The organism is Hyphomicrobium sp. (genome assembly GCF_051860585.1).
Classification (GTDB): domain Bacteria; phylum Pseudomonadota; class Alphaproteobacteria; order Rhizobiales; family Hyphomicrobiaceae; genus Hyphomicrobium_C.
In genome coordinates, this window is the sequence record NZ_JBHYDS010000002.1 from 117,785 (window position 1) to 141,533 (window position 23,749).

The following is a 23,749-nucleotide window of genomic DNA, read 5'->3' on the forward strand; positions in this document are numbered from 1 at the left end:
CTACTCCGCCGCCTGCGCGGCCTCGGCGGCGCCCGCGCGTTCGCCCTTGCGGCCTTCCGCAATCGCGATCGCTTCGATCAGCACGTCGAGGCCCGGCCCCCCTCCGACACCATTCTCGGACAGGTAGCGCCGGAACTGACGCGCTCTCGGCTGCCCATGATAAATCCCGAGCACATGGCGCGTGATGGAATTGAGCCGTCCCCCGGCCTCGAGATGGCGCGCAACATAGGGCAGCAGGCGTTCCAGCACCTCGCCTCGCGACAGCACAGACGCATCCGAGCCGAAGAACGCCGCATCGACTCCTGCGAGGAGATACGGCGTCTGATACGCAGCGCGCCCCAGCATGACGCCGTCCACGTGCTTGAGATGCTCGGCACTCGCCTCGAGCGTTTCGATGCCGCCGTTGATCACGATGGTAAGATCCGGGCGCGCAGCCTTCAACCGGTAGACGCGCGCATAGTCGAGCGGCGGCACCTCGCGGTTTTCCTTCGGCGAGAGACCGTTCAACCACGCCTTGCGCGCGTGCACGATGAAGGTCGTGATCCCCGCTGCCGACACCGTTTCGATGAAGCGCGTGAAATCCGCTTCGCTGTCTTGATCATCGATCCCGATCCGGCATTTTACGGTGACGGGAATGGCGACCCGTGCCGCCATGCCGGCAACGCACCGCGCCACGAGATCCGGCTCCGCCATCAGGCAGGCGCCAAACCGGCCCTCCTTCACGCGCGACGACGGACAGCCGACGTTGAGATTGATTTCGTCGTAGCCGAGCGCCTCGCCGATGGCGGCCGCATCCGCAAGCTTGGCGGCATCGGACCCGCCGAGCTGAAGCGCCAGCGGCCGCTCGTCCGCGCCGAACCCCAGCAGCCGCGCGCGCTCGCCGTGGATCACGGCGTCCGCCGTCACCATCTCGGTATAGAGGCGCGCATGGCGCGACATCTGGCGGTGGAAGAACCGGCAATGCCGATCCGTCCAATCCATCATGGGCGCGATGCAGAATTTGTGAGTTAGGTGGTTCACAGTGCTCGCAATTTCTCCGAGGGGCTGTCCCCAATTCAGGATTGGAGAGGCAGAGAAGTGCCCGACTTCGCGCGATACTTCAATCCGGTATCGCCGGTCATGAGCGCGCAGGAGCGCCCATTTCATTAAGACGTAGCGCCCGCCGCGAATGCAAATCCGCAATTCCGACGAGGGCGCACAAGGTGGATCGGCCGGTGAAGCGCGCTAAATGGCCGGCCTTATGGACCGTGTCGAGCGGATTGGCGGATAGAGTTCGTCCAACGGAACCGAACGCCCGTTCGACTGAACGATCCTGCAATGAAACCGCTTCAAGGCGCGCGGATGCCCGACCCCGCAGGAATGAGCGATGGTGTTGAGATCCTTGGTCATCTTGTCGACGAAATTCTTGACCCGCACCGCCTTGTCCATCGGATTCAGGCCGCGTTGCAACCGCAGATCATGAGTAGTGATACCGGTCGGGCAGGTGTTTTTGTTGCATTTGAGGGATTGGATGCAACCGAGCGCGAACATAAAGCCGCGAGCGGAATTCACGCTGTCTGCGCCGGCGCAATAGGCCCAACCGACTTCTGCCGGCGTGATCAACTTGCCGGAGCAGAAAACCTTGATGCGGTCACGCAGCCCATAAGCGCAAAGCAAATCGACGACCATCGGGAGCGACTCGCGGATAGTCAGTCCGACATTATCCATGAGCGGCATGGGCGCAGCGCCTGTGCCTCCGTCACCGGAATCGATGGTGATGAAATCCGGCGCGCTCTCGATGCCGCGACGGTGGATCTCCTCGAACATCGTTTCCAGCCAGCCATACGCCCCAATAACCGATTTGAACCCGACCGGCTTCTGCGCGATGGCCCGGATGTAGCCAATGCGGTCAAGCAACTCCGTGACGTTGCCGATCTCCGGATGGCGATTGGGAGATATGGAATCCCGATAAGCCGCGATGCCGCGGATCTTTGCAATTTCCGGAGTGACCTTGACCGCCGGCAGGATGCCCCCCTTGCCGGGTTTGGCGCCCTGGCTCAACTTGAGCTCGAACATGCGAACCTGCGCCAGACCTGCGACCTCAGCGAGCTTTGCGTCATCGAGCATGCCATCGCTCGTGCGCACGCCATACTTCGCGGTTCCGATCTGAAACACGATGTCGGCGCCGCCTTCCAGGTGGTAGGGAGCAAGACCGCCCTCTCCCGTATTCAACCAGCATCCCGCCGACTTCGCCCCGAACGACAACGCTCTGACAGCCGGCTTCGAAAGCGCGCCGAAACTCATCGCGGACACGTTGATGATCGAGTTGAACTCATAAGGGTGACGCGTCGCGGGGCCGACCAAGATCGAAGGTGTCTCGACGGCATCCTCGTCGAGAGTGGGGAACGGGCAGTTGATGAAAATAACCGTACCGACGGGCGTCAGGCTTCTCGTTGAGCCGAACGCGACCGTGTTGTCTCCGCCGGACGCGGACAGGTTCACCCAATCGCGTTCTGCACGATTGAACGGCAGCTCCTCGCGGTCCTGAGCGAAAAAGTATTGCCGGAAGAACTCACCGAGCGTGGTGAACAAGTAACGAAAGCGGCCGATGACAGGGTAATTGCGCCGGATCGCATCCTTGGTCTGGGTGATGTCGCGCAAAAACAGAACGACGATCAGAAGGGCGAAGAGGCCGACGACGAAAACAAACAACGAGGACAGATATCCGAGGACTTCCGACGTGAGCATGCTGAAAGGATTCATGCGCTGCCTCCCGCGAGGGCCCCGCCATTGCAAGAGAGAAATCTCCGGGCGCGGGTTGCACTAAGTACGGGCGGCTGGTGTTGTAGTTTCGCAGGCCTGCGTCGGCGCTATAGGCAGGTTGCCAACAGCCGTGCCTTAAGACCAAGCCTCGTAGGACTTTTTCTCGCTTGAGATATCGTGAAGGCGATACGCTTTCGGCCCCTTCCCCGGCCGGCGCAAGAGGCGTATTATCTGAACCTGCACATTTCGAACCGAACTCGACGGGCCGCACATGATCAACGGGCTCCGCGTGCTTCTCATCCTTGGCTGCCTCGCCGCCGTGATGGTGGCGGGACATCCGGCGCGCGCGACGATCCAGGAAGAAAGCTGCATGGAGCCGGATGTCGAATATCCGGTCCCCTGCGACGACGACGATTAAAGACGACGGTGATCGAACAAGTCGGACGAGCGCGGCTCCGCGTCCCCGAAGGACGAGCCCGACTCCGCTACTCCAGACGCCAGCTCCACTGCCATGTTGACAGCATTTCCCTTGTTTCCGGCAATCGCCTGGAACGTGCGGAGACGTGACGCGTTCCCGTGCCAACACAGTTGCAACACGGGACACATTCCCATGCTCGACGATGCGCTGAACGAAACGCCCACGCGTCACGAACGCAACACGCGCGAAACGATCCCGGCAGCAAACGGGAATCGCCGCATAGGCCCTGTTTTCCGCGCATACCCTTGGGTTAAACGGGCTCTCGGCGCGGCCGCATTCGCCCTTTTGGCCGCGTTGCCTGTCGCGCTGCACGCCGTCCCGGCCGCAGCCCAGACCGGAGGCAGCTCCGGCGGGTCGAGCGGCGGCGGATCGAGTAGCGGCGGAGGTGGAGCCGGATCGCCCAGCGCCTCTCCGGGTGCAGGCGCTGGCGTAGGCGGCACAACCGGAGCCGGAACTCCGTCCGCGCGTTCGCCATCAACGACGATGCCCGCAGCCCCGTCGGGGCCACAAGCCAATTCCCCCGCCAACCCGCCCTCAACGGTTCCGCCACGCGACACCGGAATCTCCCCCGTCCCTTCCGCTGGCAACGCCGAACCGAATTCGCCCATTTACCGTCGGGATCAGGAAGCTTCCCCAGTCGAACGCGTCCCCAGCGGAGACCCGACCGCGGCGGGGAACCGGCAACCACAAACCGGCGAGATCCCCGACAGCACAGGGAACGCCGCTGCAAACGGCACGAGCACCGGCACCAGCGGTGACGACCTGGGCGGCACAGAAATCGAAGCGTCGAGGAATGCCTCGTCGATCAGCGATGAACCGAACCGGATCAAGCGCGGCGGCGGCGCCGCAGGTGCAAACATGGAAGAGTGCATGAAAATTTGGGATCCCACGACGCACATGTCCAAGGACCAGTGGCGAACCACCTGCCAACGTCTCGGGCGTTAACAAGAACAAGCAAGAGAGCCGTGGGCGCGCTACGGAAACCGGCCTGCAATTTGAACGGCATACGCGGCCACGCTAGCTCTTAAGGACAGAGCGCCTGTCCGTCATCTTCCGCAATCTTGATAAGCTCAGCAGGTCTTCTTAGTTCGTTGGGACGGAACAGCCGCCTACCTTTGGCCTCAGTTAACGATTTCCAGAGGAAGGACCCCATGTCGATCACCCGTATTTCGCGCCGAGCCGCTATTGCCCTCGGTATCTCGGCAACGCTCGCTGGCGCTACGTTCGCCGCCAATGCAGTCGAGCTCCTCAACGTCTCCTACGATCCGACGCGCGAGCTCTACCAGGAGTACAACGCCGCGTTCATCAAGCATTGGAAAGCCGAGACCGGCGAAGATCTGACGATCAAGCAGTCGCACGGCGGCTCGGGCAAGCAGGCCCGCGCAGTCATCGACGGCCTCGAAGCCGATGTCGTAACCCTCGCTCTCGCCGGCGACGTCGACCAACTCGCCTCCAAGGGCCAGTTGATCTCCGCCGACTGGCAGAAGAAGCTGCCGCAGAACTCCGCGCCCTACACCTCCACGATCGTGTTCCTGGTCCGCAAGGGCAACCCGAAGGGCATCAAGGATTGGGCGGATCTCGGCAAGGAAGGCGTCGAAGTCGTAACGCCGAACCCGAAGACCTCGGGCGGCGCGCGCTGGAATTATCTCGCAGCCTGGGGCTATGCGCTGAAGGCGGACGGCGGCAGCGAGGAGAAGGCGAAGGATCTCGTCACCAAAATCTACAAGAACACGAAGGTTCTGGACTCGGGCGCTCGCGGCTCGCTGACCACCTTCACCGAGCGCGGCATCGGAGACGTGCTGATCTCGTGGGAAAACGAAGCTTATCTCGCCACCAAGGAACTCGGCCCCGACAAGTTCGAGATCGTGACGCCGCCCGTCTCGATCCTGGCTGAGCCCAGCGTGACCGTCGTCGACAAGATCGTCGACAAGAAGGGCACCCGCAAGGTCGCCGAGGCCTACCTCACCTACCTCTATTCGCCGGAAGGCCAGGACATCGCTGGCAAGCACTACTACCGCCCGCGCGATGAGAAGGTCGCCGAGAAGTACAAGAGCCAGTTCTCGCCGGCCAAGCTGTTCACCATCGACGAAGTGTTCGGCGGCTGGACGAAGGCAACCGAAGTCCACTTCAAGGATGGCGGCTTCTTCGACCAGATCTACGGCTCGAAGAGCTAACGAACGTCACGGATCCTGCCGCTTCGGCTCGCCTCTCTCTCCGAGAGCAGCCGGCCGGGGCGGCAGGCCCCACTTCGAACCCTCACCCTCCTGCAATCCCTGCACCCGATCAAGCTGCGAAACCGCGCAAACGCAATCCACCCGACGTTCGACATTCGATTTCAGGAGCAACCGGCCATGGCCCCATTGAGCGCGACAGCACTTGTTTTCGCAGCCGCAGCGGGCCTCGCCATGACAGCCCTGCGCACCCGAATTCTTCACGGCCGTTTGGCGGCCGTTGTTCTCCCGACGACCGCGAAGACCGAGATGTCGTCGAACACGTTGTCCCAGCTCTGTCGATGCTCGCGCGCAGCCTGACGCAACCCGCGACGACATCCACACGAGCATTGCAGGACACCCATCATGACGACCACCCTGATCATCCCGGGCCTCAACTCCAGTGGCCTGGCCCATTGGCAAACTTGGTTTGAAACCCGCTTGCCCGACGCCGTCCGCGTCGTCCAGAGCGACTGGAAAAGCGCCGATCTTCCGCAATGGTCGAGCCGCGTACGCCGCGAAATTTCTCGTCAAAAAGGCCCGATCCTGATTGCCGCGCACAGCTTTGGCGTCCTTGCCGCCGTGCAGGCCGCCGAGGACTACCGCGAGCGCATCGCCGGAGCTCTGCTTGTTGCTCCGGCCGACCCCGACAAATTCGGCATTTCCGATCACTTGCCCCAAGGCCCGCTGAGCTTTCCGACCACGATCGTCGCCTCCCTCAACGATCCGTGGCTGAGCATCGACAAGGCGCGACGCCTTGCTGCGCAGTGGGGCTCGACTTTCATCGACATTGGCGCCGCCGGACACATCAACGCCGACACCGGGTTCGGCCCCTGGCCGTACGGGTTGGCGCTACTTCAGCAGTTCGGTTCGCAGAGCGCCCCTGTTGTCGAAATACCCTCGAGCGCATCGGCCTCGTGGCAATCGGCGCAGAACGTTCTCAGCCACCAAATTGGGGCCAGCTCGAAAGCGGCCTGAAGAGATCGAAGGTGTGAAAACGCCCACGATAACGGACCTAAATCTCGCCAGAGCAACAGTTTCGAGACAATAAAACAACACCGGCAGATCAATACGAAAGGGCAACACAAACAGCACTTGAGACTCACCGCAGGAATCAAGAAAAATACAATAAATATCAGAACGTTATAGCAGATCACATATCCAACATAGTGGAGACGAAGATGGTTGGGGGAGTTTGGGCACGCGGGGGAGCGCTGGCGGTATTGACCGCCGGACTGCTCGCCTCTGCAAGCATGACCACGGCGAGCGCTGCGGATCTCGGGGGAGATTGCTGCGCGGACCTGGAAGAGCGGATCGCCGAGCTTGAGGCGACCACCGCTCGCAAGGGCAACCGCAAAGTCTCGCTTGAGATCTACGGTCACGTCAACCAGTCGGTGCTCTATTGGGACGACGGGTTTGAAGACAACGTCTATGCCGTCACGAACGACAACGCGCGCACGCGCGTCGGCTTCCGCGGCAAGGCAAAGATCGACTCCGACTGGGAAGCTGGCTACCGCCTCGAGATCGGTATCCGTACCGCAAACTCGAAGCGCTTCACGCAAAGCAACCCGATCGGCAACGACACGGCGACCGACGTTGGCCTGGATACACGCGACGCTTATTGGTACGTCAAGAGCAAGACGTACGGCGCTGTCTCGCTCGGCACGCAGGCTGCGGCAACCGACGCCATCACCGAAACCAACCTGACCCAGACCAAGGACTTCTCGAAGTACTCGGACGTCGAGGACACGGGTCTCGGCCTGTTCCTGCGCTCGAGCGGCGGCGGACTGTCGGCGCTCTCCTATCGCCGCCTTCTGATCGACTCCGGTGACCAGCCCGGCGACGGCGATCGCCGCCAGGACTCGGTGAAGTACGAATCTCCGACGTTCGCCGGCTTCTCGGCTTCGGCCTCGTGGGGTGGCGACGACTACTGGGATCTCGCTCTGCGTTACGCCGGCGAATTCGGCGGCTTCAAGGTTGCAGCCGGCATCGGCTTCTTGCAGATCACCGACGGTCCCGAAACGAAGCATGAGTGCCAGTCGCGCGGCGGCGGCATTCCCCGCGACGAGGATTGCCAGCACTTCGGCGGTTCGTTCAGCGTCGTGCACGACGCGACGGGCCTGTTCGTGAACGCCGGCGCCGGTACCGTGACCGACGACGTGCTCAACACGACGGCGCGCTTCGCCGGCACAAATGCCGATGACCAGGCCAGCTTCTGGTCGGTCCAGGCGGGTATCGAGAAAAAGTGGCTCCCGCTCGGCAAAACCACGATCTACGGCGAGTACTACGACTATAACGGCGGCGCCATCAATCGCGGTGTTGCGGCTGGCGACGCGATCAACATTGCGGGCTTTGGGGCGTCCTCGATTTGGAACACCGGCCTGCAGGTCTACGGCTTCGGCTTCGCTCAGGGCTTGGACGCCGCCGCGACCGTGCTCTACGTGTCTTATCGCCACGTCTCGGCCGACTTGACCTTGCGTGACAATGCCACTGGCGTCTTGGGCAATGCCGATATCGAAGATCTCGATCTCGTCCAGGCCGGCGCGATCATCAAGTTCTGATACCGCTTCTCCCGGTCTTCAGACGAAGGAAGGGGCCGCGCCGCAAGGTGCGGCCTCTTCTGTTTTGGCATTGACCTGATCGGTTGAAAACATGTGGCCAATCGCGTGGCGCTCCTCGCCAGTCCTGAAACCGGTTCGCCGCCGTCGCCGTCTTTGCTTTTCCCCACGCATACGCACCTATTTGCATAAGCTCAGAAGATCTTCTTGGTTCTGTCCCATCGAGCGCCCCATTAGCGTGTTCACATGTCGGAACCACAATCCCAAAATATCCAGATGCCGCCTGCACGACCACGCGCCAAGCAGGCGAGCGCTTCAAAGCCGGTCGACCCGGCGACCCAGGTCGCCAAGCTGGTTGGCGACAGCCTGCGCGCGATCCGCCGTCAACAGGGCCATTCCCTCGACACGTTGGCGCGCGCGTCCGGCGTCAGCCGCGCCATGCTCGGCCAAATCGAGACCGGCAAAAGCGCGCCCACGATTACGCTGCTCTGGAAGATTGCCAAGGCACTCGGCGTGCCCGTCGCCATGCTCATCGCTCCGCAGGATGAGCCCAGCTATCAGATCGAGCGCAAGGATTCGGCACGCGTCGTCAGCGCCGGCAACGGCCGGTTCGAGGCGCGCCAGATTGCGCCAGCGGACGATCCGGCCGAGACGGCCTTCAAGCAGCTCCGTATCGGCCCCGGCCACCGGGAGCGCATCGCCGCATCGCGCACCGCAACCCGCATCAGCCTGGTTGTCGGTCGCGGCACCCTGGAAATCACCGTCGGTGACGAGCCTCCCATGCGTCTCGCAGAAGGCGATGCCGTTTTCTTTTCTTCGACGCTCAAGCACACGCTTTCCAACATCGGCCCCGAGGAGAGCATTCTCTACCTCGTGGTCTCGCCACAGCGCTCGTGTCGTTCCTGACATTTGCCCCGCGGTCTTCGCCGCGGCTTAGCGCTAATCCCTATATCGAATGCACTTCTTATTGTTTGGCCGTGCGTGGGCTCCATCATAGTCCTACGCACAGATGACTATCTCAGAGGGGGAGACGATGCGGTTCAACACCAGAGCGGTCGAAATGATCGTCGCGTGGAGCGGGCTGATCGGCTCCCTCGCCGTCGTCGCCGCCATCGCCTTGACTTGACTAGGAACCTAACATGCCGCGTGCACACAGGGTCTTGCCGGGGTTCGGGCTTTCGCTCGGATTTACGCTCGCCTACCTCTCGCTGATCATTCTCATTCCGCTCTCGGCGGTGTTCATCAAGACGGCGGGCATGGAGCCCGCGCGATTCTGGCACGTGGTCACCTCGGATCGCGTGGTGGCCTCCTACAAGCTGTCGTTCGGCATGTCGCTGCTGGCCGCCGCGATCAACATGGTGTTCGGCCTGCTGTTGGCCTGGGCCATCGTCCGGTACTCGTTTCCGGGCCGCAAGCTGATCGACGCCCTCGTCGACCTGCCCTTCGCCCTGCCCACCGCCGTCGCCGGCATCTCGCTGACGGCGATCTATGCACCGAACGGCTGGATCGGACAGATCCTCGCGCCCTTGGGCATCAAGATAGCCTTCGGACCGGCGGGCGTCTTGGTCGCTCTCATCTTCATCGGACTGCCGTTCGTGGTGCGCACCGTGCAACCGATCCTGGAAGATTTCGAATCCGAATTCGAGGAAGCGGCCGCTTCTCTCGGCGCATCACGCTTCCAGACTGTCCGACGCGTCGTGCTGCCGGCACTCGTGCCGGCCCTGCTGACCGGCTTCGCGCTCGCGTTTGCCCGCGCCGTCGGGGAGTACGGCTCCGTCATCTTCATCGCCGGCAATATTCCGATGGTCTCGGAAATCACGCCTTTGATGATCATCACGCGGCTTGAGGAATTCGATTACGAGGGCGCTACTGCGATCGCCAGTGTCATGCTGCTCGTGTCGTTCGTGCTTCTCCTGGTCATCAACAGCCTGCAAGGCTGGATGTCTCAACGCGGCCGGAGGGTCTCATAATGTCTGGCGCTGCAGCAACCTTGTCCGGCCGTGCCTCGCGCGAGACCCGTTTCGAAAGCCGGGTGGCCACGCGTGACAGCACGTGGGTGAAGACGATCGTTCTTACCGTTAGCCTGTCGTTCTTCGCGCTCTTCATCCTGCTGCCCCTGGTCGCCGTCTTCGTCGAAGGGTTGCGCAAGGGTTTCGGTCCCTATTTCGCCGCGCTCGTCGAGCCGGATGCCGTCTCCGCGATCAAGCTCACGCTGCTCGCGGCCGCGATCGCGGTGCCGCTCAATCTGATCTTCGGCCTCGCCGCCGCCTGGGCCATCGCGCGCTTCGAGTTTCGCGGCAAGCAGTTCCTCATCACGCTCATTGATCTTCCATTCTCGGTTTCGCCCGTCGTGGCGGGTCTCGTCTACGTGCTCGTGTTCGGCGCTCATGGCTGGTTCGGAAGCTGGCTGTCGGACAACAACATCCGCATCATCTTCGCCGTGCCGGGCATCGTGCTGGCCACCATCTTCGTGACGGTTCCCTTTGTCGCCCGCGAGCTCATCCCACTCATGCAGTCGCAGGGACGTGAGGAGGAAGAAGCGGCCATCACGCTCGGGGCCTCCGGCCTCAAGACCTTCTGGCGCATCACGCTGCCGAACGTGAAATGGGCCCTCCTCTACGGTGTCATTCTCTGTAACGCCCGCGCCATGGGCGAATTCGGCGCCGTGTCGGTCGTCTCAGGCCATATCCGCGGCGAAACGAACACGATGCCGCTCCATGTCGAAATCCTCTACAATGAATACCAATTCGCAGCCGCCTTCGCTGTTGCTTCTGTTCTCGCCCTTCTCGCTCTGGTGACCTTGGCACTCAAGACCTATGTCGAATGGCAGACCGAACGCAACGCCGCTCCGGAGAGCAAATAATGAGCATCGAGATCCGCAACATCGTCAAAGCCTTCGGGAATTTCCGGGCTGTCGACAACGTCTCGCTCGATCTGCCGAAGGGTGAACTCGTCGCCCTCCTGGGCCCGTCCGGCTGCGGCAAGACCACGCTTCTGCGCATCATCGCCGGACTTGAGAGCGCCGACGAAGGCCACGTTCTATTCGAAGGACAGGATGCCACGTGGAAGCATGTTCGCGAGCGCCAGGTCGGCTTCGTGTTCCAGCACTACGCCCTTTTCCGCCACATGAGCGTGTTTGAGAATGTCGCGTTCGGCTTGCGCGTCAAGCCGCGTAAGACCCGCCCGACCGAAGCACAGATCCGTGAGCGCGTGCTGCGCCTGCTCGATCTCGTCCAGCTCGAGTGGCAGAAGGACCGCTTTCCCGCCCAGCTCTCCGGCGGCCAGCGCCAGCGCATCGCGCTTGCACGCGCCCTCGCCGTGGAGCCGCAGGTGCTGCTGCTCGACGAGCCGTTCGGCGCGCTCGATGCCAAGGTCCGCAAGGAGCTGCGGCGCTGGCTGCGGCGCCTGCACGACGAACTTCACATCTCGTCGATCTTCGTCACGCACGACCAGGAAGAGGCTCTCGAGGTCGCTGACCGCATCGTCCTGATGAACAAGGGCCACATTGAGCAGATCGGCACCCCACGCCAGATCTACGAAGAGCCGGCAACCTCGTTCGCCTACTCGTTCATCGGCAACGTCAACGCGTTCCGCGGCAAGGTCGAAGGCGGCTACGTCCGCGTCGGCTCGGATCTCCTGCCCCACACCCGCACCGATCTGTCGGACGGGCAGCCGGTGGTCGCCTACGCGCGTCCGCACGACACCGAGATCGTCGCCGACGGCCCGGCCGCCAACGGCGTCGCCGCGCGCGTCAATCGCGTTCTCACAAATGGCAACATCTCGCGCGTCGAATTGATCGCCAATGGTCCAGACCGCGGCGTCGCGAAGGATTATTTCGAGGTTGAGATTGGCGCGGAGGAGCTGGCCCAGCTTAAGCTTGCCAGTGGCCAGCGTGTGCGCATACAAAGCCGCCGGCTCAGCGTGTTCGAAGATCAGCCACTAGGATAATCCTCCGTGAACTTCCAGCAGCTTCGCATCATCCGCGAAACCGTTCGGCGCAACTTCAACCTCACCGAGGTCGCGAACGCTCTCAACACCTCTCAATCCGGCGTGTCCAAACACATCAAGGATCTCGAGGACGAGCTCGGCGTCGAGTTGTTCGTACGCCGCGGCAAGCGCTTCCTCGGGCTGACCGAGCCGGGGCGGGAGCTTGTTGGCATTGTCGAGCGCATCCTCCTCGACACGCAGAACATCAAGAAGCTCGCCGAGCAATTCTCGAACAAGGATCGCGGCCAGCTCTCGGTCGCGACCACGCACACTCAGGCGCGCTATGCGCTGCCGGCGGTGGTCACCGCCTTCAAGAAGGAGTTTCCGAAGGTCAATCTCGTGCTGCACGAAGCGAGCCCGATGGAAATCGTCTCGATGCTCCAGGATGGCCGCGCCGACATCGGCATCGCCACCGAAGCGCTGCAGGATGTGCCCGAGTTGGCGGCCTTCCCGTATTACTCGTGGCACCACGGCGTAATCGTGCCGCCGTCGAGCCCCCTCGCCTCGGAAAAGAAACTGACCCTCGACGCAATCGCCGACTGGCCGATTGTCACCTATCAGCAGGGCTTCACCGGACGGGCGCGGATCGACGAAGCCTTCGAGCGCGCCGAGGTGGTACCGGACATCGTCATGACCGCCCTCGATGCGGACGTCATCAAGGCCTACGTCGAATTGGGCCTCGGCATCGGCATCATCGCGTCGATGGCCTTCAGCGCCGAGCGTGACCCGCATCTGCGCCTGCTCGACGCCCGGCACCTGTTCGCCGCCAATACCTCGCGCATCGCCGTCCGCCGCAGCACCTATCTGCGCGGCTACGCCTATCGCTTCATCGAGCTGTGCTCATCGGATCTGACCGAGGCGAAGATCCGCGACCAGGTGAATGCCGGCAAGCCCGACGGCGCGCACTGAGCCGCCGACTTACGAGCTTCCGGCGCCGGCCGTCACGCGCTGGCTTGGAGCCTGAACGGCCGCCGCGGCCGGGCGCAAAAGGTACTGATTGACGCCCCAATCATTGCCGCGGCGATGTCCGAACAGCCCTGCCGTCGCCAGGAAGAACACCCGCCAGCGCCGCTGCCACAACGGCGCATCCGCTCCGTAGGCGTCCTCAAAGATCGCTCGGATCTCGGCGCCATGCCGATCGAAGTTCCGCAGCCAGTCTTCCGCAGTGCGCGCGTAGTGCTCTCCGCCCCACCGCCAGCTCTGCTCGACCGTGACACTCGATGAGAATTCATGGATCAGCCGCTCGCTCGGCATGAGACCGCCGGTGAAAAAATGCTGGCCGACCCAATCCCCCGGGTCCGTATGATCGAAACGGTAAGGCGTCGTCGAATGGGCGAACACGTGAAGCAAGAAGAGCCCATCGGGCGCCATCCACGTCCGCACGCGCGCCAAAAGCTCAGCCCAATTCGAGATATGTTCGAACATCTCGACCGACACCACCCGGTCGAAGCGCTGCGACGGCGCAAACACGTTGGCGTCCGCCGTGACCACGCGCAGGTTTCGGATGCCGCGCTCGGCCGCGCGCGCTTCGATATACGCGCGCTGCGAATTGGAGTTCGAGACGGATACGATCTTTGAAGCGGGGTAGTGGCGCGCCATCCAAAGAGAGAACGCGCCCCAGCCGCAGCCTAGCTCCAGCACCGTCTGGCCGTTGCGCAACGCCGCGTGGCGCGCGGTTTCGCACAGAGCCGCCTCCTCGGCTCCCTCTAGCGTCGTCTCCGGCGACGGATAGAGGCAGCACGAGTATTTCCGCTGCGGACCCAGCACCAGTTCGAAGAACGCCGCCGGCACGTCGTAGTGCTGCGCATTGGCTGCATCGGTATGCGCCGCGATAGGAAAACCTGCCATGGCGCGCGCAAACGTCGCTGTCGCCGACGGATCGGCGTTGACCAGCAATTGGCGCCTGCGCCCCACGAGCGCCCGGACAGCCAGCCGCAACGCCGCATCCGGCACCGGCATCTTCTCGATGGCGCGAATGGCCGCGGGGATCAGGCCATCGCCCGAAGCTTCATCAGGCATCGTGAGTACATCCCGGAAAAACGCGTTCGTGCGCTGCTGATAAGCCCGGTACGGGTCTCCGTACCGGCGCACCATAGGCTCTTCCGGCGGAGGCACCCCCGAGACGTAGCGAAGCAGCCAGCCTGTCGCGACCGGCGGAGAAGCCAGCCAATACGGCTCTTCGAAAAAATGTGGGAGCTTCTGCCCCGGCACCCGCGATGTCAGGCTCTACCGGCACCGGCGTGCCGACGCCTCAGCGCTCGCGGAACGCGCGCACGAACTGGTCTTCGAGCGGTTTGAGGATGTAGGACAGCGCCGTCCGGTCGCCGGTCTTGATGAGCACTTCAGCCGGCATTCCAGGCACGAGATGTTTGCCCTCGAGATGTTCGGCGGCGTGTTCCTGGAGCGAGAGGCGCACGACGAAATAAGCCGCAACCCCCATCGGCACGCCCGCACCCGACGCGGGCCGCCCTTGATTTTCGATCGTCAGATCCGCCGAGACACGGGTGACCTCCGCGTCGAGCTCAGGTGTCGTGCGCTGATCGAACGCGGCGAACCGCACACGCGCATGCTGGCCGACCTGGATCTGCGCGATATCCTGCGGCGCCACCTTGACCTCGATCACGAGACGGTCGGCATTCGGCACGATCAGCATGATCTGCTCGCTGGGCCCCACCACGCCGCCCACAGTATGGGCCGCGAGCTGATGCACGATGCCGTCCTGCGGCGAGACAAGATGCACGCGCTTCAACTGATCCTCAGCCGCAATCCGCCGTTCCGAGAGCTCCGCCCGCTTGGCCTGCAATTCCCGCAGCTCCTTGCCGACGTCGGATTTCATATCCTGGTCGAGTTGCAGGATCTGAAGATCGGTCTCGGCGATCTTGCCGTTCGTCTGCGCGATCCGGGACCCGACCTGCGCCACGCTCCCCTCGATCTGGGCCACGAGACGCCGCGAGGCCGTGATCTTTGTCACGTTGATGAGTTTCTGCCCCTCAAGCTGCTCGAGGCCGCCGAGTTCGAGCTTGGCCAGCTCGAATTCCCGCTTCCCGGCGCGCTGCTCCGCGAACAACCCGTTGACCTCTTCCGCAAGCTGCTCGATCCGTTTCTCAAGCTGCTTCTTGAGACCTTCGCGGCCCGAGCGCCGGCTTCGGAAAAGCTCCTCTTCCGTGCTCATGATGTCGGAGAGATGCGGCTCGTCTTTGCGCGCGAGAATTTCTTGCGGATAGACGAGAGCGTCCGCGCCCGACAATTCCGCGCGCATCCGGGCATAGCGCACCGCAAGTTCATCGAGCTGCCGCGTCACCAGTTGCAGATTGGCGGTGAGCACGGTCTCGTCTAGCCGCAAAAGCAGATCGCCGGCCTTGACCTTCTGGCCTTCCGTGACCGCGATTTCCGCGACCACGCCGCCGGTTGGATGTTGCACCTTCTTGACGTTGCTATCGACGACCACGAGGCCGGAAGCCACCACCGCTCCCGATATCTCGGTCTCAGCGAGCCAAACGCCGGTGGACCCAAGCAGGCCGATGACCGTCACGAAGCCGAGCAGCAGATTCGCGCGCACGCTCCACCCGCCGACGGCTTTGTCGGCGTGCGTACCGTCATCCACGGGCGCCTTGCTTTTCATGGAGTGTTGCCCAACCCCGACTGCACGACCTTGAGCGCATTGCCCTGCTGTGTCGCGTGCGCGATCAAAGGTGGCGGCTTCGTGATGCGCGCCAGCACCTCCTCCTTGGCGCCAAAGGCCACCTGCTGGCCATCGGACAACGCAAGCACCATGTTCAGCGAGGCCAGCGCCGAAGCGCGGTGCGCGACAACGACAACGATCCCCCCGCGTTCGCGGACGCCGACGATGGCCCGCGTCAGGCCTTCATCGCCCTTGGCATCCAGATTCGAGTTCGGTTCATCGAGAATGACGAGGAAGGGATCGCCGTAGAGCGCACGCGCTAGGCCAACGAGCTGGCGCTGCCCCGCGGAAAGCTTTAGGCCGCCCTCGCCGATCGGCGTCGCGTAGCCCTCAGGGAGACGCACGATCATGTCGTGCGCTCCGGAGAGCTGGCCAGCACGCACGATAGTCTCGCCCGCCGCATCGGCATCGAGGCGCGCGATATTCTCTCCGATCGTCCCCTCGAAAAGCTCGATATCCTGGGGCAGATAGCCAACGTGGCGACCGATTTCCTCGCTGCTCCATTGATCCAGCGTCGCGCCGTCGAGCCGGACGGAGCCCGCGCGCGGCAACGTCGGCCAGACGCCGGCCAGACCTCGCACCAGCGTCGATTTGCCGGATCCGCTCGGCCCGATCACCCCCACGCCGTCGCCGGCCCGAAGAGCGAATGCGATGTTGGTTAGGGTCGGCATCTGCTCGCCCGGAGGGGCAATCGCGATCCCTTCCACGGAGAGCATCTTCGTCGGCGCCGGAAGCCCCGTGCTGGTGGCCGTCGTGGGCACCTGCGCCAGAATCCCGTCGAGCCGCTTGGCGCTGATCCTCATCAGCGCAAAGCCTCGCCAATGCGCGATGGCCAGCTCGATTGGAGCGAGCGCGCGCGCCATGACGATCGAGCCGGCGATGATCGCGCCGCCCGACACCTGATCGTGGATCGCGAGGTAGCCTCCGAGCCCGAGCATGCCGGACTGAAGCAATAACCGCATGACCCTGGAAAGCGCGCCGAGCGAGTTCGAAACGTCGCTCATGCCGAGATGATCACCGAGATAGCGTTCGTTGATGCGGTTCCAGCGCATCGCGACCTGACGGTCGAACCCCATGGCCTTGACGACTTCGGCGTTGCGCTGCGCGGCGAGTCCGAACGCGAGCCTCGCTCCCGAGCTTTTCGCCGTCGCCTCGGCCGGAGCGCGTGTCCTGTATTCCGTCAGCGCGGCCAGCGTGACGAGCATCACCGCACCCCACAGCGCGAACAGCCCCATCACGGGGTGCAGGATGTAGACGAGAGCGAGATAGACCGGCAGCCACGGCATGTCGAACAGCGCCGTCGGCCCGACGCTTGAAAGGAACGCACGCACTTGGTCGAGGTCGCGCACCGGCTGCAGCGCATCGCCGCCCTGGCGCGTTCGTAGCGGCAGCAGCAACACCGCATCGAGCACGCGGCGGCGGAGCTTCCGATCGAGCTCGACGCCGACCCGGGTCAGAATGCGGATGCGCACGTAGTCGAGCAGCCCGAAGGCGATGTAGAGTATCACCAGGAGAACGGTGAGGCCGATCAGCGTCGGCACGCTGCGCGACGGCAGCACGCGATCGTACACCTGCAACATGTACATGGAGCCCGTAAGCGCCAGCACGTTGATGACGCCTGAAAAGATGCCGACGCCGATAAACGCGGCTCTGGTAAGTCTCAGCTCCTTCTTGATGGTCGGCGGAGCGGCTTTGAAAAACATGGATCAGGCCATCCGCACAACATTGCGGCGGCACTCGGCCGCCGGCTGGGGTTCCGCATTGGTGCATGCAGCCCGCAAATCGTGGCCGCGCGGCGCGAATTCGGGGGCTCGGTTGACCGTAACGATCATTGAAGCGCTTGAACTCGAAACCGATAACAACCGTAAGCAAATAAGTAATTCGGCATGACCCGAACGGCGCCCCTTTTGAATGAAGGGCGAAAAGCACTGTACACATATTTTGGCGGAAACGACTAGAGGAAGGCAGATCGCGGACAAAGTCCGTGGCACTTGGGCCGCAGGACGTCGAACCCGGTGTCCACAGCGACCGTCCAAACCGGTGACAAGGCTCAATCCCCGGCTTTGGTGTCCCGTTTCAGGGTCGCGCCAGCCTCTTTGAACTTCATGAGATGCGCGTCGTCCGCCGACCCCCTGGTCTCCGCCACGATCCCGAATTCCAGCGGCTCGTCCTGCGCGTAGCGCTTGCCGAGCCGGTAGGCGATCTCCGCCCGCGCCGTCTCGACGCCGAGGTAGAACGCGTGCCCCGCATCCGCCCGCGTATCGAGATGCGGAAACAGCTTGAACGGGTCGTCGGCCACATGGTGACCGGCCTTGTTGTAGATGTGGATACCGTCCTCCGCGACCTCGATGCGGTAGTTGGCATCGCGGATCTGTCCCGCCAGCGTCTTGATCTCTTCGGAGGTCGTCGCGAACCCCTTGCGGTCGCGCAGCGCCATCAAGCCGCCGCCGAAGCCTTGCGGCAGCGAATTGGCCTTCTTGGCGGCATAGAATTCGCGCCGCGCCCGGTCGAATTCGCGGATGGCCGTCCGGCAATGCGGGCTGACTTGCACGGCGAGCACGGCCGTGATGTCGAGCTCCGAGCAGAGACCCATGAGCACGGCATTGATACCGGTCGTATCGGCGTCCGTCAGCTCGGTCACATTGCCGATGCCCATCAGGATCGGCACATCCGGCCGCCGCTTGCGCAGATCGATGTAGCGCGCGACCGAGGCCGCAAACCCATAATGGATCGGATCGAGAATGGGATCGGCGTAGTAGGGCTTTCCCTTCGCGATCATGATGTCGATCACGCGGTCGAGCGAGTCCATGTCCGCCGTGCCCGCCGACACGAGGATCGGAACCGCAGGCCCCTCGTCGGCGATCGCGATGGTCTTCTCGGACAGGCTGAGCAGGAAATCCGCGCCAGCCTTCGTCGCCCGCGACAGCTCCTCCGCGTTGAAGGAATCGACGCTCACCCGCACGCCGTCGGCATGCAGCGCCGCGATGGCCTCTTCGAGATGCGGGAATGGACTGTCCGGCAAGCACCCGAGATCGATGACGTCCGCACCGTCCGCGCGCATCGCCCGCGACCGCTCGACGATCTGCGCCGGGGTCAACAGAGTTGCATCGACGATCTCCGCGAAGATCGTCATGTTGTGCTGCGAGAGGTCGACCTGCTCTTTCGCGTGCCCGAGATACTCCGGCAGATCCGCGACCTCGTCCGGCCCGCGTTCGAAGCGCGTGCCGAAGTGGTCCGACAGCCGGTCGAGATCGCCGCGAAAACGGCCCGGCATGACGACGCGATCCGCCCCTTCCGGCAAGGTCAGCCGCCGCTCCACGATGTCGGTCGTCATCAGCGCCGCAACCTTGACGCCGACGTTGGCGACGATGGGTTCGAGCGTATCGCTTGCCACCTGGTCGGCGACGCGCTGCACGCGTGGCTCCGCCAGCGACCCCGTTACAAGCACCACGCGCTCGGCCATCTTCAGCCTCTCAAATTCCGAATCGAATGTCCTTATTGCGCGCCTCGGGCCCAGGTCTCAAGTGCGCTTGGCCGTGCGCGAGCGGTCAAGCCCGAAGAAATGCTCACGCCACACGGCGATACCCTCCCGCATGACGTGGTAAACGGCCCTGCCGACCGCCTCTCCGATACCCGTGTGAAGCCCGGCGAAGTTTGCGGCCTCTCCGTCCGACGGCGCCGCGACCACGATGCAGTCCGTACCGGTGCCCGTCACCTGGACCCCGGCGCGCGGAACGAACGCCTCGATCACGGCCAGCGTGCGCGCTTGCGTGACGATCGAGACCGTCTCGATCATCGCCGCCTGCGAGAGCGCCTGCGAGACATGCAGCAGAATGTTGATCGTGCCCGGCACGCGCACCGGCTCGGTCGAGCGCTGCCCCACGCGCTCGCCGTTCGAGAGTCCGACCGTTGCAAGGCATGTCGCCGTGCAGCCATCGACAGTCGCCTGAGCGAGATGGTGCTGCGCGATGGAGCGCGAGGTGACCAGCGTCACGGCATCGGAGAGATTGGCATCTGAAAATTGACGCCCGATCCAGACCAGCGGATCGGCGCCGGGCGGAAGATCCGCATTGCGCACTTCGAGCCATGCCACCTGCCGCGCGGTCTGAAATCCGGGTTTGGTCAGGGACCAGCTCAGCATCGCCTGCGGCGCGCCGAACGAGGCGACCAGGAACGGTGCGCGACAAGAGAGCGCAAACGGCAACCGCGGCCCGCCATCAAGTGATGATGATTGGGCCTGACCGCCCGGCTGGTTTTCGTCCGCATTGTCGAGCAATTGATGCAATTTCCTTCTGCAGAACGAAGCGGCGGATTGCACTCCGCGCGTGCCGTCCACGATGTGCCACGTCTGTATCCTAAATGAAACGACGCTCGACCCGTTTGTGCAAAGCACCTTGACAGACGGCCACACATGCGGCGCTTTAGAGGCGTGACGGTGTTGCCACGCATGCAAGTGCGTGGATGACTAAGAGGGAACACGGTGAGACGCGCCTGTTGTTTGGCGTAAAGTGTCGATCCCGTGGCTGCGCCCGCAACTGTTAGCGGCAAGTCCTTTCCAACGACGCCACTGAGGCTCTCCGGAGCTTCGGGAAGGCTGGAAAGCGACGTTTGAGCCGTGAGCCAGGAGACCTGCCTTCACAAGTCGCCCATCCTCCGTGCGGTGCGCTCGGTGGAACGGTTACCCGTAGTGGCGGCTGATGTGCAACCGATTGGGAGCAACGTCAGGCATGGCACGGGGTATCGATCACCCTCTGAATTAGAGACGACGGCTCGACGGAGACCAGCAGCGCAAACCGTGGCGAAATCGCCAGGATTTGCACAGCGGTCGCATTTTCGAGCCTGTTGCGCGCCGCACCTTACGGGGCTCCCGTCCATCATTCGCGACGGGGGATTCTTTGTCTTATTCAGATTGCAGCACCACGAGACGAACGCCGAGAAGCATCGCCAGGCAGGCTCTCCTCTCCTCGGCAGCCGGACTTGCCGTGCTGGCCGTCATCGCACCGGCTCACGCCCAGGGCGTGACCCAGCTTGAAGGCATCACGATCTACTCCGCCAACCGCACGCCGACGGACGCCGCCAAGGTCGGCTCGTCCGTCGAGGTGATCACGGAGAAGGAACTCGCCAAGCAGTCCCGCACCTATGTGAAGGACTACCTTGAGCAGCTTCCCGGCGTGAACTTCTCCCAGAACGGCCCGCCCGGCTCGACGACCTCCATCAGCTTGCGCGGCGCAAACGGCTCTTACGTCAAGGTGCTCATCGACGGCATCGACGTCAGCGATCCATCCGCCACCACCACCCAGACCGCCTTCGAGCATCTTCTGGTCGGAGACGTCTCGCGCATCGAAGTGCTGAAGGGCTCGCAAAGCGGCCTCTACGGCGGCGATGCGGTTGCCGGTGTTATCAGCATCGAAACCAAACGTGCGACCAAGCCGGGCTTCTCGCAGAGCGGGGGCGGCGAATACGGCGCTTACAACACCTTCCGCGGTGCCTATAACGCCGGCTACGCTGCTGCCGACGGCAGCAACATCTCGTTCACGTTCCAGGGCGTCGACACGGACGGCTTTTCCTCCGCCGCCGTCGGCACCGAAGACGACGGCTACGACAACATGACGTTCTCGGGCCGCGGTGAATATTTCATCTCGCCGACCGCCAAGGTGTTCTTCGCCGCCCGCACGCTCGACGCGACGTCCAACTACGACGGCTTCCCGCCGCCGTTCTTCTCGCTCAACGACACCTTCGACCGTGGCGACACGGTGCAGCACGCCGGCCGCGTCGGCACCGAATTCTCGCTGCTCAATGGCGCGTTCGTGAACACGTTCGCGCTCCAGGGCACCAAGATCGAGCGCGACAACTTCTCGGGCGCCGTTTCGACGGGCTTCTTCGACGGCGATCGCATCAAGGGTGAATACAAGGGCGTCCTGACGTTCAACGACAAGCTGTCGTTGCTCGCCGGCGCGGATTGGGAGGAAACGGGCGCGCTGAACCAGGGCCTCGCCTCGCGTCAGTCGGCCGAAGTCACCGGCGCCTACGCGCAGCTCATGATGGAGCCGATCGACGGGCTCGTCCTGACCGGCGGTGGCCGCATCGACGACCACAGCAACTTCGGTCAGTTCAACACCTATCGCGTGACGGCCGCGTATCTGATCCCGGGCACGGAAACCAAGCTGCACGGCAGCCGGTCGACGGGCTTCCGCGCGCCGAGCCTCGACGAGTTGTTCGGCTCGTATGGCTTCGCGCCCGACTACGGCAATCCTAACCTCGATCCGGAAGAAAGCGAAAGCTGGGATGCCGGCATCGAGCAAGGCTTCCTGAACGGCCGCTTCAAGATCGGCGCGACCTACTTCTCGCTCGATACCGACAACCTCATCACCTACAATTTCGCATGTGGCGCGCCGGGCGCCCTGTGCCTCGTCAACGTTCCGGGCACGACGACGCGCGAGGGTGTCGAACTCTCGGCAGCGGCCATCGTGACGGAAGGTTTCACCATCACGGCCGGCTACACCTACGTCGATACCGAGCAAGCCGACGGGCAGCGCCTCGTGCGCGTTCCGCGCCATAACCTCGTGCTCGGCTTCGATCTCCAGCCGATGGACAAGGTCGAGCTGAACGTCACCGCGAAGTATGTGGCCGACGTCGTCGACAACGACTTTCCGGTCGCCACGCCGCTCGACGACTACTTCTTGCTGAGCGCCAAGGCGTCCTATGAGTTCACGCCAGGGTGGAAAGCCTACGTTCGCGGCGAGAATCTTCTCGACGAGGACTACCAGACCGTCCGCGGATATGGCACGGCAGGGGCATCCGTCTACGGCGGCGTAACCATGGCGTTGCCGAACGATTGACGAACCGAATGGGCAAGGAGGCTCGGGTCGGCGCTGTGCTGCATCACACGCTGGTCCGGGCTTCCTTGATCCCTACCTTCCAACGCGCTACCGGCAGGACGCCGTTTCGCAGAACCTGCCCAGCGCGTACGCTAGAGCGGTGTGAAACACGCCAAGACACGCGTGAAGCACCTAAGAGACGTGTGAAGCACCCAGGAGATGACGACGACCGATCCCGCCGAGAGCGTACCGAGCCGCACCACCGCGATCGTCCTGAGCGCGACCTTCTCGCTTGCGCTTCACGGCAGCGTGCTGGCTGCGGCGCTCGTGTGGCTGGACACCAATCCGGGAGCCGTTCCCGCGCCAACTGATGCGATCAGCATCGAACTCTTCCAGACCGAGGTCATCGAGGCCGTCGCGCAAGCGCCATCGCTCGCCGCCGCGGCATCGCCCGCATCCGTCGAAGCCGAGGCCGGCGCCCAGCATGACGCCGCCGCAGCGGCAGCAGTCATGGACATCGCCAAACCCGCGCCCGCGGAGGAGATGGCGGCCGTCGCGCCGCCGGCGCCCGACACCGCCGAGGACGCGCCGAAAGGTCTCGAGGTGCTGCAGGGCACGGTAGAAACCCCCGACGCGGCCGGAAAAGAACAGGCGCGTCCCACACCGGTGAAGGCAGAAGAGCGTCCCCGCAAACAACAGGAACGCCAGAGCCTCGAAAAAGACCGCCCACAAAAAACGGCGAAGCTCACCGAGCCGGAAGCAATCGACAGATCCGACGCGAAAGCGAGCAAGAAAGGCGGCGCGCCCTCCAAGGCCAACAAAGGCTCGGCAGCCGCCAAGGCGCGCGTCTCCGGCAGCACCGGCTCGGCGGTCAACTATGCCGCCATGGTGCGCGCCCGCGTTGCCGCGCGAAAACCCGGCGGCGCCGGCCGACGCGGCACCGTGGTCATCTCCTTCGGCGTCACGAGCTCAGGCGGGCTGGGCTACGCCAGCATTGCGCGCTCCTCGGGCGACCCCAGCCTCGATCGCAGCGTCCTGGCGGCAGTCCGCGGCGCGTCGTTCCCCGCTCCCCCGCCCGGCGCCGGAACGCGCTTTGCCGTTCCCTTCTACTTCCGCTAAAGCGCCAACCCTCCCTGCTCCCTACCCCTGCTGCCTACTGCCTACTGCCTACTGCCTACTGCCTACTGCCTACTGCCCACTGCCCACTGCCCACTGCCCACTGCCCACTGCCCACTGCCCACTGCCCACTGCCCACTGCCCACTGCCCACTGCCC

Annotated in this window: 19 protein-coding genes and 1 riboswitch; of the genes, 12 read left to right on the forward strand and 7 right to left on the reverse strand. The window is 63.6% G+C overall.

What is annotated here, in order from left to right; all coding sequences use genetic code 11:
* Together dusA and ACTIFK_RS03450 are read right to left on the reverse strand one after the other, a co-directional pair.
* On the reverse strand, positions 1 to 1,020 hold the full coding sequence (dusA, locus tag ACTIFK_RS03445) for a tRNA dihydrouridine(20/20a) synthase DusA (protein ID WP_439541651.1): 1,020 nt from the start codon (positions 1,018 to 1,020) through the stop codon (positions 1 to 3).
* A gap of 204 nt (positions 1,021 to 1,224) precedes the next feature.
* Positions 1,225 to 2,742, reverse strand: a complete 1,518-nt coding sequence (locus ACTIFK_RS03450; protein ID WP_439541652.1) for an FMN-binding glutamate synthase family protein — start codon at positions 2,740 to 2,742, stop codon at positions 1,225 to 1,227.
* A 271-nt stretch (positions 2,743 to 3,013) separates the two neighbouring features.
* On the opposite strand from ACTIFK_RS03450, the gene ACTIFK_RS03455 reads away from it, so the two are divergent.
* The 9 genes from ACTIFK_RS03455 (at position 3,014) to ACTIFK_RS03495 (ending at position 12,884) form a co-directional block, all read left to right on the forward strand.
* Positions 3,014 to 3,160 (forward strand): hypothetical protein, encoded by a 147-nt coding sequence (locus tag ACTIFK_RS03455; RefSeq protein ID WP_439541653.1) that lies wholly within the window; start codon positions 3,014 to 3,016, stop codon positions 3,158 to 3,160.
* A 1,211-nt stretch (positions 3,161 to 4,371) separates the two neighbouring features.
* Positions 4,372 to 5,394: a sulfate ABC transporter substrate-binding protein gene (locus ACTIFK_RS03460; protein ID WP_439541654.1), complete on the forward strand. Its 1,023-nt coding sequence runs from the start codon at positions 4,372 to 4,374 to the stop codon at positions 5,392 to 5,394.
* 402 nt (positions 5,395 to 5,796) lie between these two features.
* A complete protein-coding gene (locus ACTIFK_RS03465; protein ID WP_439541655.1) occupies positions 5,797 to 6,408 on the forward strand; it encodes an RBBP9/YdeN family alpha/beta hydrolase in 612 nt (203 codons plus the stop codon).
* Positions 6,409 to 6,611: 203 nt separating this feature from the next.
* Entirely contained in the window at positions 6,612 to 7,991 is a 1,380-nt protein-coding gene (locus ACTIFK_RS03470; protein ID WP_439541656.1) for a porin, read from the forward strand.
* 273 nt (positions 7,992 to 8,264) lie between these two features.
* Entirely contained in the window at positions 8,265 to 8,894 is a 630-nt protein-coding gene (locus tag ACTIFK_RS03475) for a helix-turn-helix domain-containing protein (protein ID WP_439541657.1), read from the forward strand.
* A gap of 233 nt (positions 8,895 to 9,127) precedes the next feature.
* Entirely contained in the window at positions 9,128 to 9,958 is an 831-nt protein-coding gene (gene cysT, locus ACTIFK_RS03480) for a sulfate ABC transporter permease subunit CysT (protein ID WP_439541658.1), read from the forward strand.
* The gene (gene cysW, locus ACTIFK_RS03485; RefSeq protein WP_439541659.1) at positions 9,958 to 10,851 is read left to right on the forward strand and encodes a sulfate ABC transporter permease subunit CysW; all 894 of its coding nucleotides are present in this window, start codon (positions 9,958 to 9,960) and stop codon (positions 10,849 to 10,851) included. Before cysT ends, cysW begins: the two co-directional genes overlap by 1 nt.
* On the forward strand, positions 10,851 to 11,936 hold the full coding sequence (locus ACTIFK_RS03490; RefSeq protein ID WP_439541660.1) for a sulfate/molybdate ABC transporter ATP-binding protein: 1,086 nt from the start codon (positions 10,851 to 10,853) through the stop codon (positions 11,934 to 11,936). The genes cysW and ACTIFK_RS03490 overlap by 1 nt, the downstream gene beginning before the upstream one ends.
* 6 nt (positions 11,937 to 11,942) lie before the next feature.
* Positions 11,943 to 12,884 (forward strand): CysB family HTH-type transcriptional regulator, encoded by a 942-nt coding sequence (locus ACTIFK_RS03495; protein WP_439541661.1) that lies wholly within the window; start codon positions 11,943 to 11,945, stop codon positions 12,882 to 12,884.
* Positions 12,885 to 12,893: 9 nt separating this feature from the next.
* Here ACTIFK_RS03495 and ACTIFK_RS03500 read toward each other — a convergent pair whose 3' ends face one another.
* From ACTIFK_RS03500 to ACTIFK_RS03510, 3 genes are all read right to left on the reverse strand, one after another.
* Entirely contained in the window at positions 12,894 to 13,994 is a 1,101-nt protein-coding gene (locus ACTIFK_RS03500; protein ID WP_439541662.1) for an SAM-dependent methyltransferase, read from the reverse strand.
* Between the two features lie 232 nt (positions 13,995 to 14,226).
* Positions 14,227 to 15,597, reverse strand: a complete 1,371-nt coding sequence (locus ACTIFK_RS03505) for an HlyD family type I secretion periplasmic adaptor subunit (protein ID WP_439541663.1) — start codon at positions 15,595 to 15,597, stop codon at positions 14,227 to 14,229.
* A complete protein-coding gene (locus tag ACTIFK_RS03510; RefSeq protein ID WP_439541664.1) occupies positions 15,594 to 17,360 on the reverse strand; it encodes a type I secretion system permease/ATPase in 1,767 nt (588 codons plus the stop codon). The genes ACTIFK_RS03505 and ACTIFK_RS03510 overlap by 4 nt, the downstream gene beginning before the upstream one ends.
* Here ACTIFK_RS03510 and ACTIFK_RS03515 point away from each other — a divergent pair.
* The gene (locus ACTIFK_RS03515; RefSeq protein ID WP_439541665.1) at positions 17,359 to 17,547 is read left to right on the forward strand and encodes a hypothetical protein; all 189 of its coding nucleotides are present in this window, start codon (positions 17,359 to 17,361) and stop codon (positions 17,545 to 17,547) included. The two genes, ACTIFK_RS03510 and ACTIFK_RS03515, sit on opposite strands and share 2 nt — an antisense overlap.
* Positions 17,548 to 17,707: 160 nt before the next feature.
* On the opposite strand, the gene ACTIFK_RS03520 is transcribed toward ACTIFK_RS03515, so the two are convergent.
* Positions 17,708 to 19,120: a DUF6513 domain-containing protein gene (locus ACTIFK_RS03520; RefSeq protein WP_439541666.1), complete on the reverse strand. Its 1,413-nt coding sequence runs from the start codon at positions 19,118 to 19,120 to the stop codon at positions 17,708 to 17,710.
* Positions 19,121 to 19,177: 57 nt separating this feature from the next.
* Entirely contained in the window at positions 19,178 to 19,933 is a 756-nt protein-coding gene (locus tag ACTIFK_RS03525; RefSeq protein WP_439541667.1) for an adenosylcobinamide amidohydrolase, read from the reverse strand.
* 140 nt (positions 19,934 to 20,073) lie between these two features.
* A riboswitch (cobalamin riboswitch) is annotated at positions 20,074 to 20,308 on the forward strand.
* Positions 20,309 to 20,639: 331 nt separating this feature from the next.
* Here ACTIFK_RS03525 and ACTIFK_RS03530 point away from each other — a divergent pair.
* Both ACTIFK_RS03530 and ACTIFK_RS03535 read left to right on the forward strand, forming a co-directional pair.
* Positions 20,640 to 22,496: a TonB-dependent receptor plug domain-containing protein gene (locus tag ACTIFK_RS03530; protein ID WP_439541668.1), complete on the forward strand. Its 1,857-nt coding sequence runs from the start codon at positions 20,640 to 20,642 to the stop codon at positions 22,494 to 22,496.
* A gap of 198 nt (positions 22,497 to 22,694) precedes the next feature.
* Complete coding sequence (locus ACTIFK_RS03535) at positions 22,695 to 23,594, forward strand: energy transducer TonB family protein (RefSeq protein ID WP_439541669.1); 900 nt, start codon at positions 22,695 to 22,697, stop codon at positions 23,592 to 23,594.
* Positions 23,595 to 23,749: the final 155 nt, after the last annotated feature.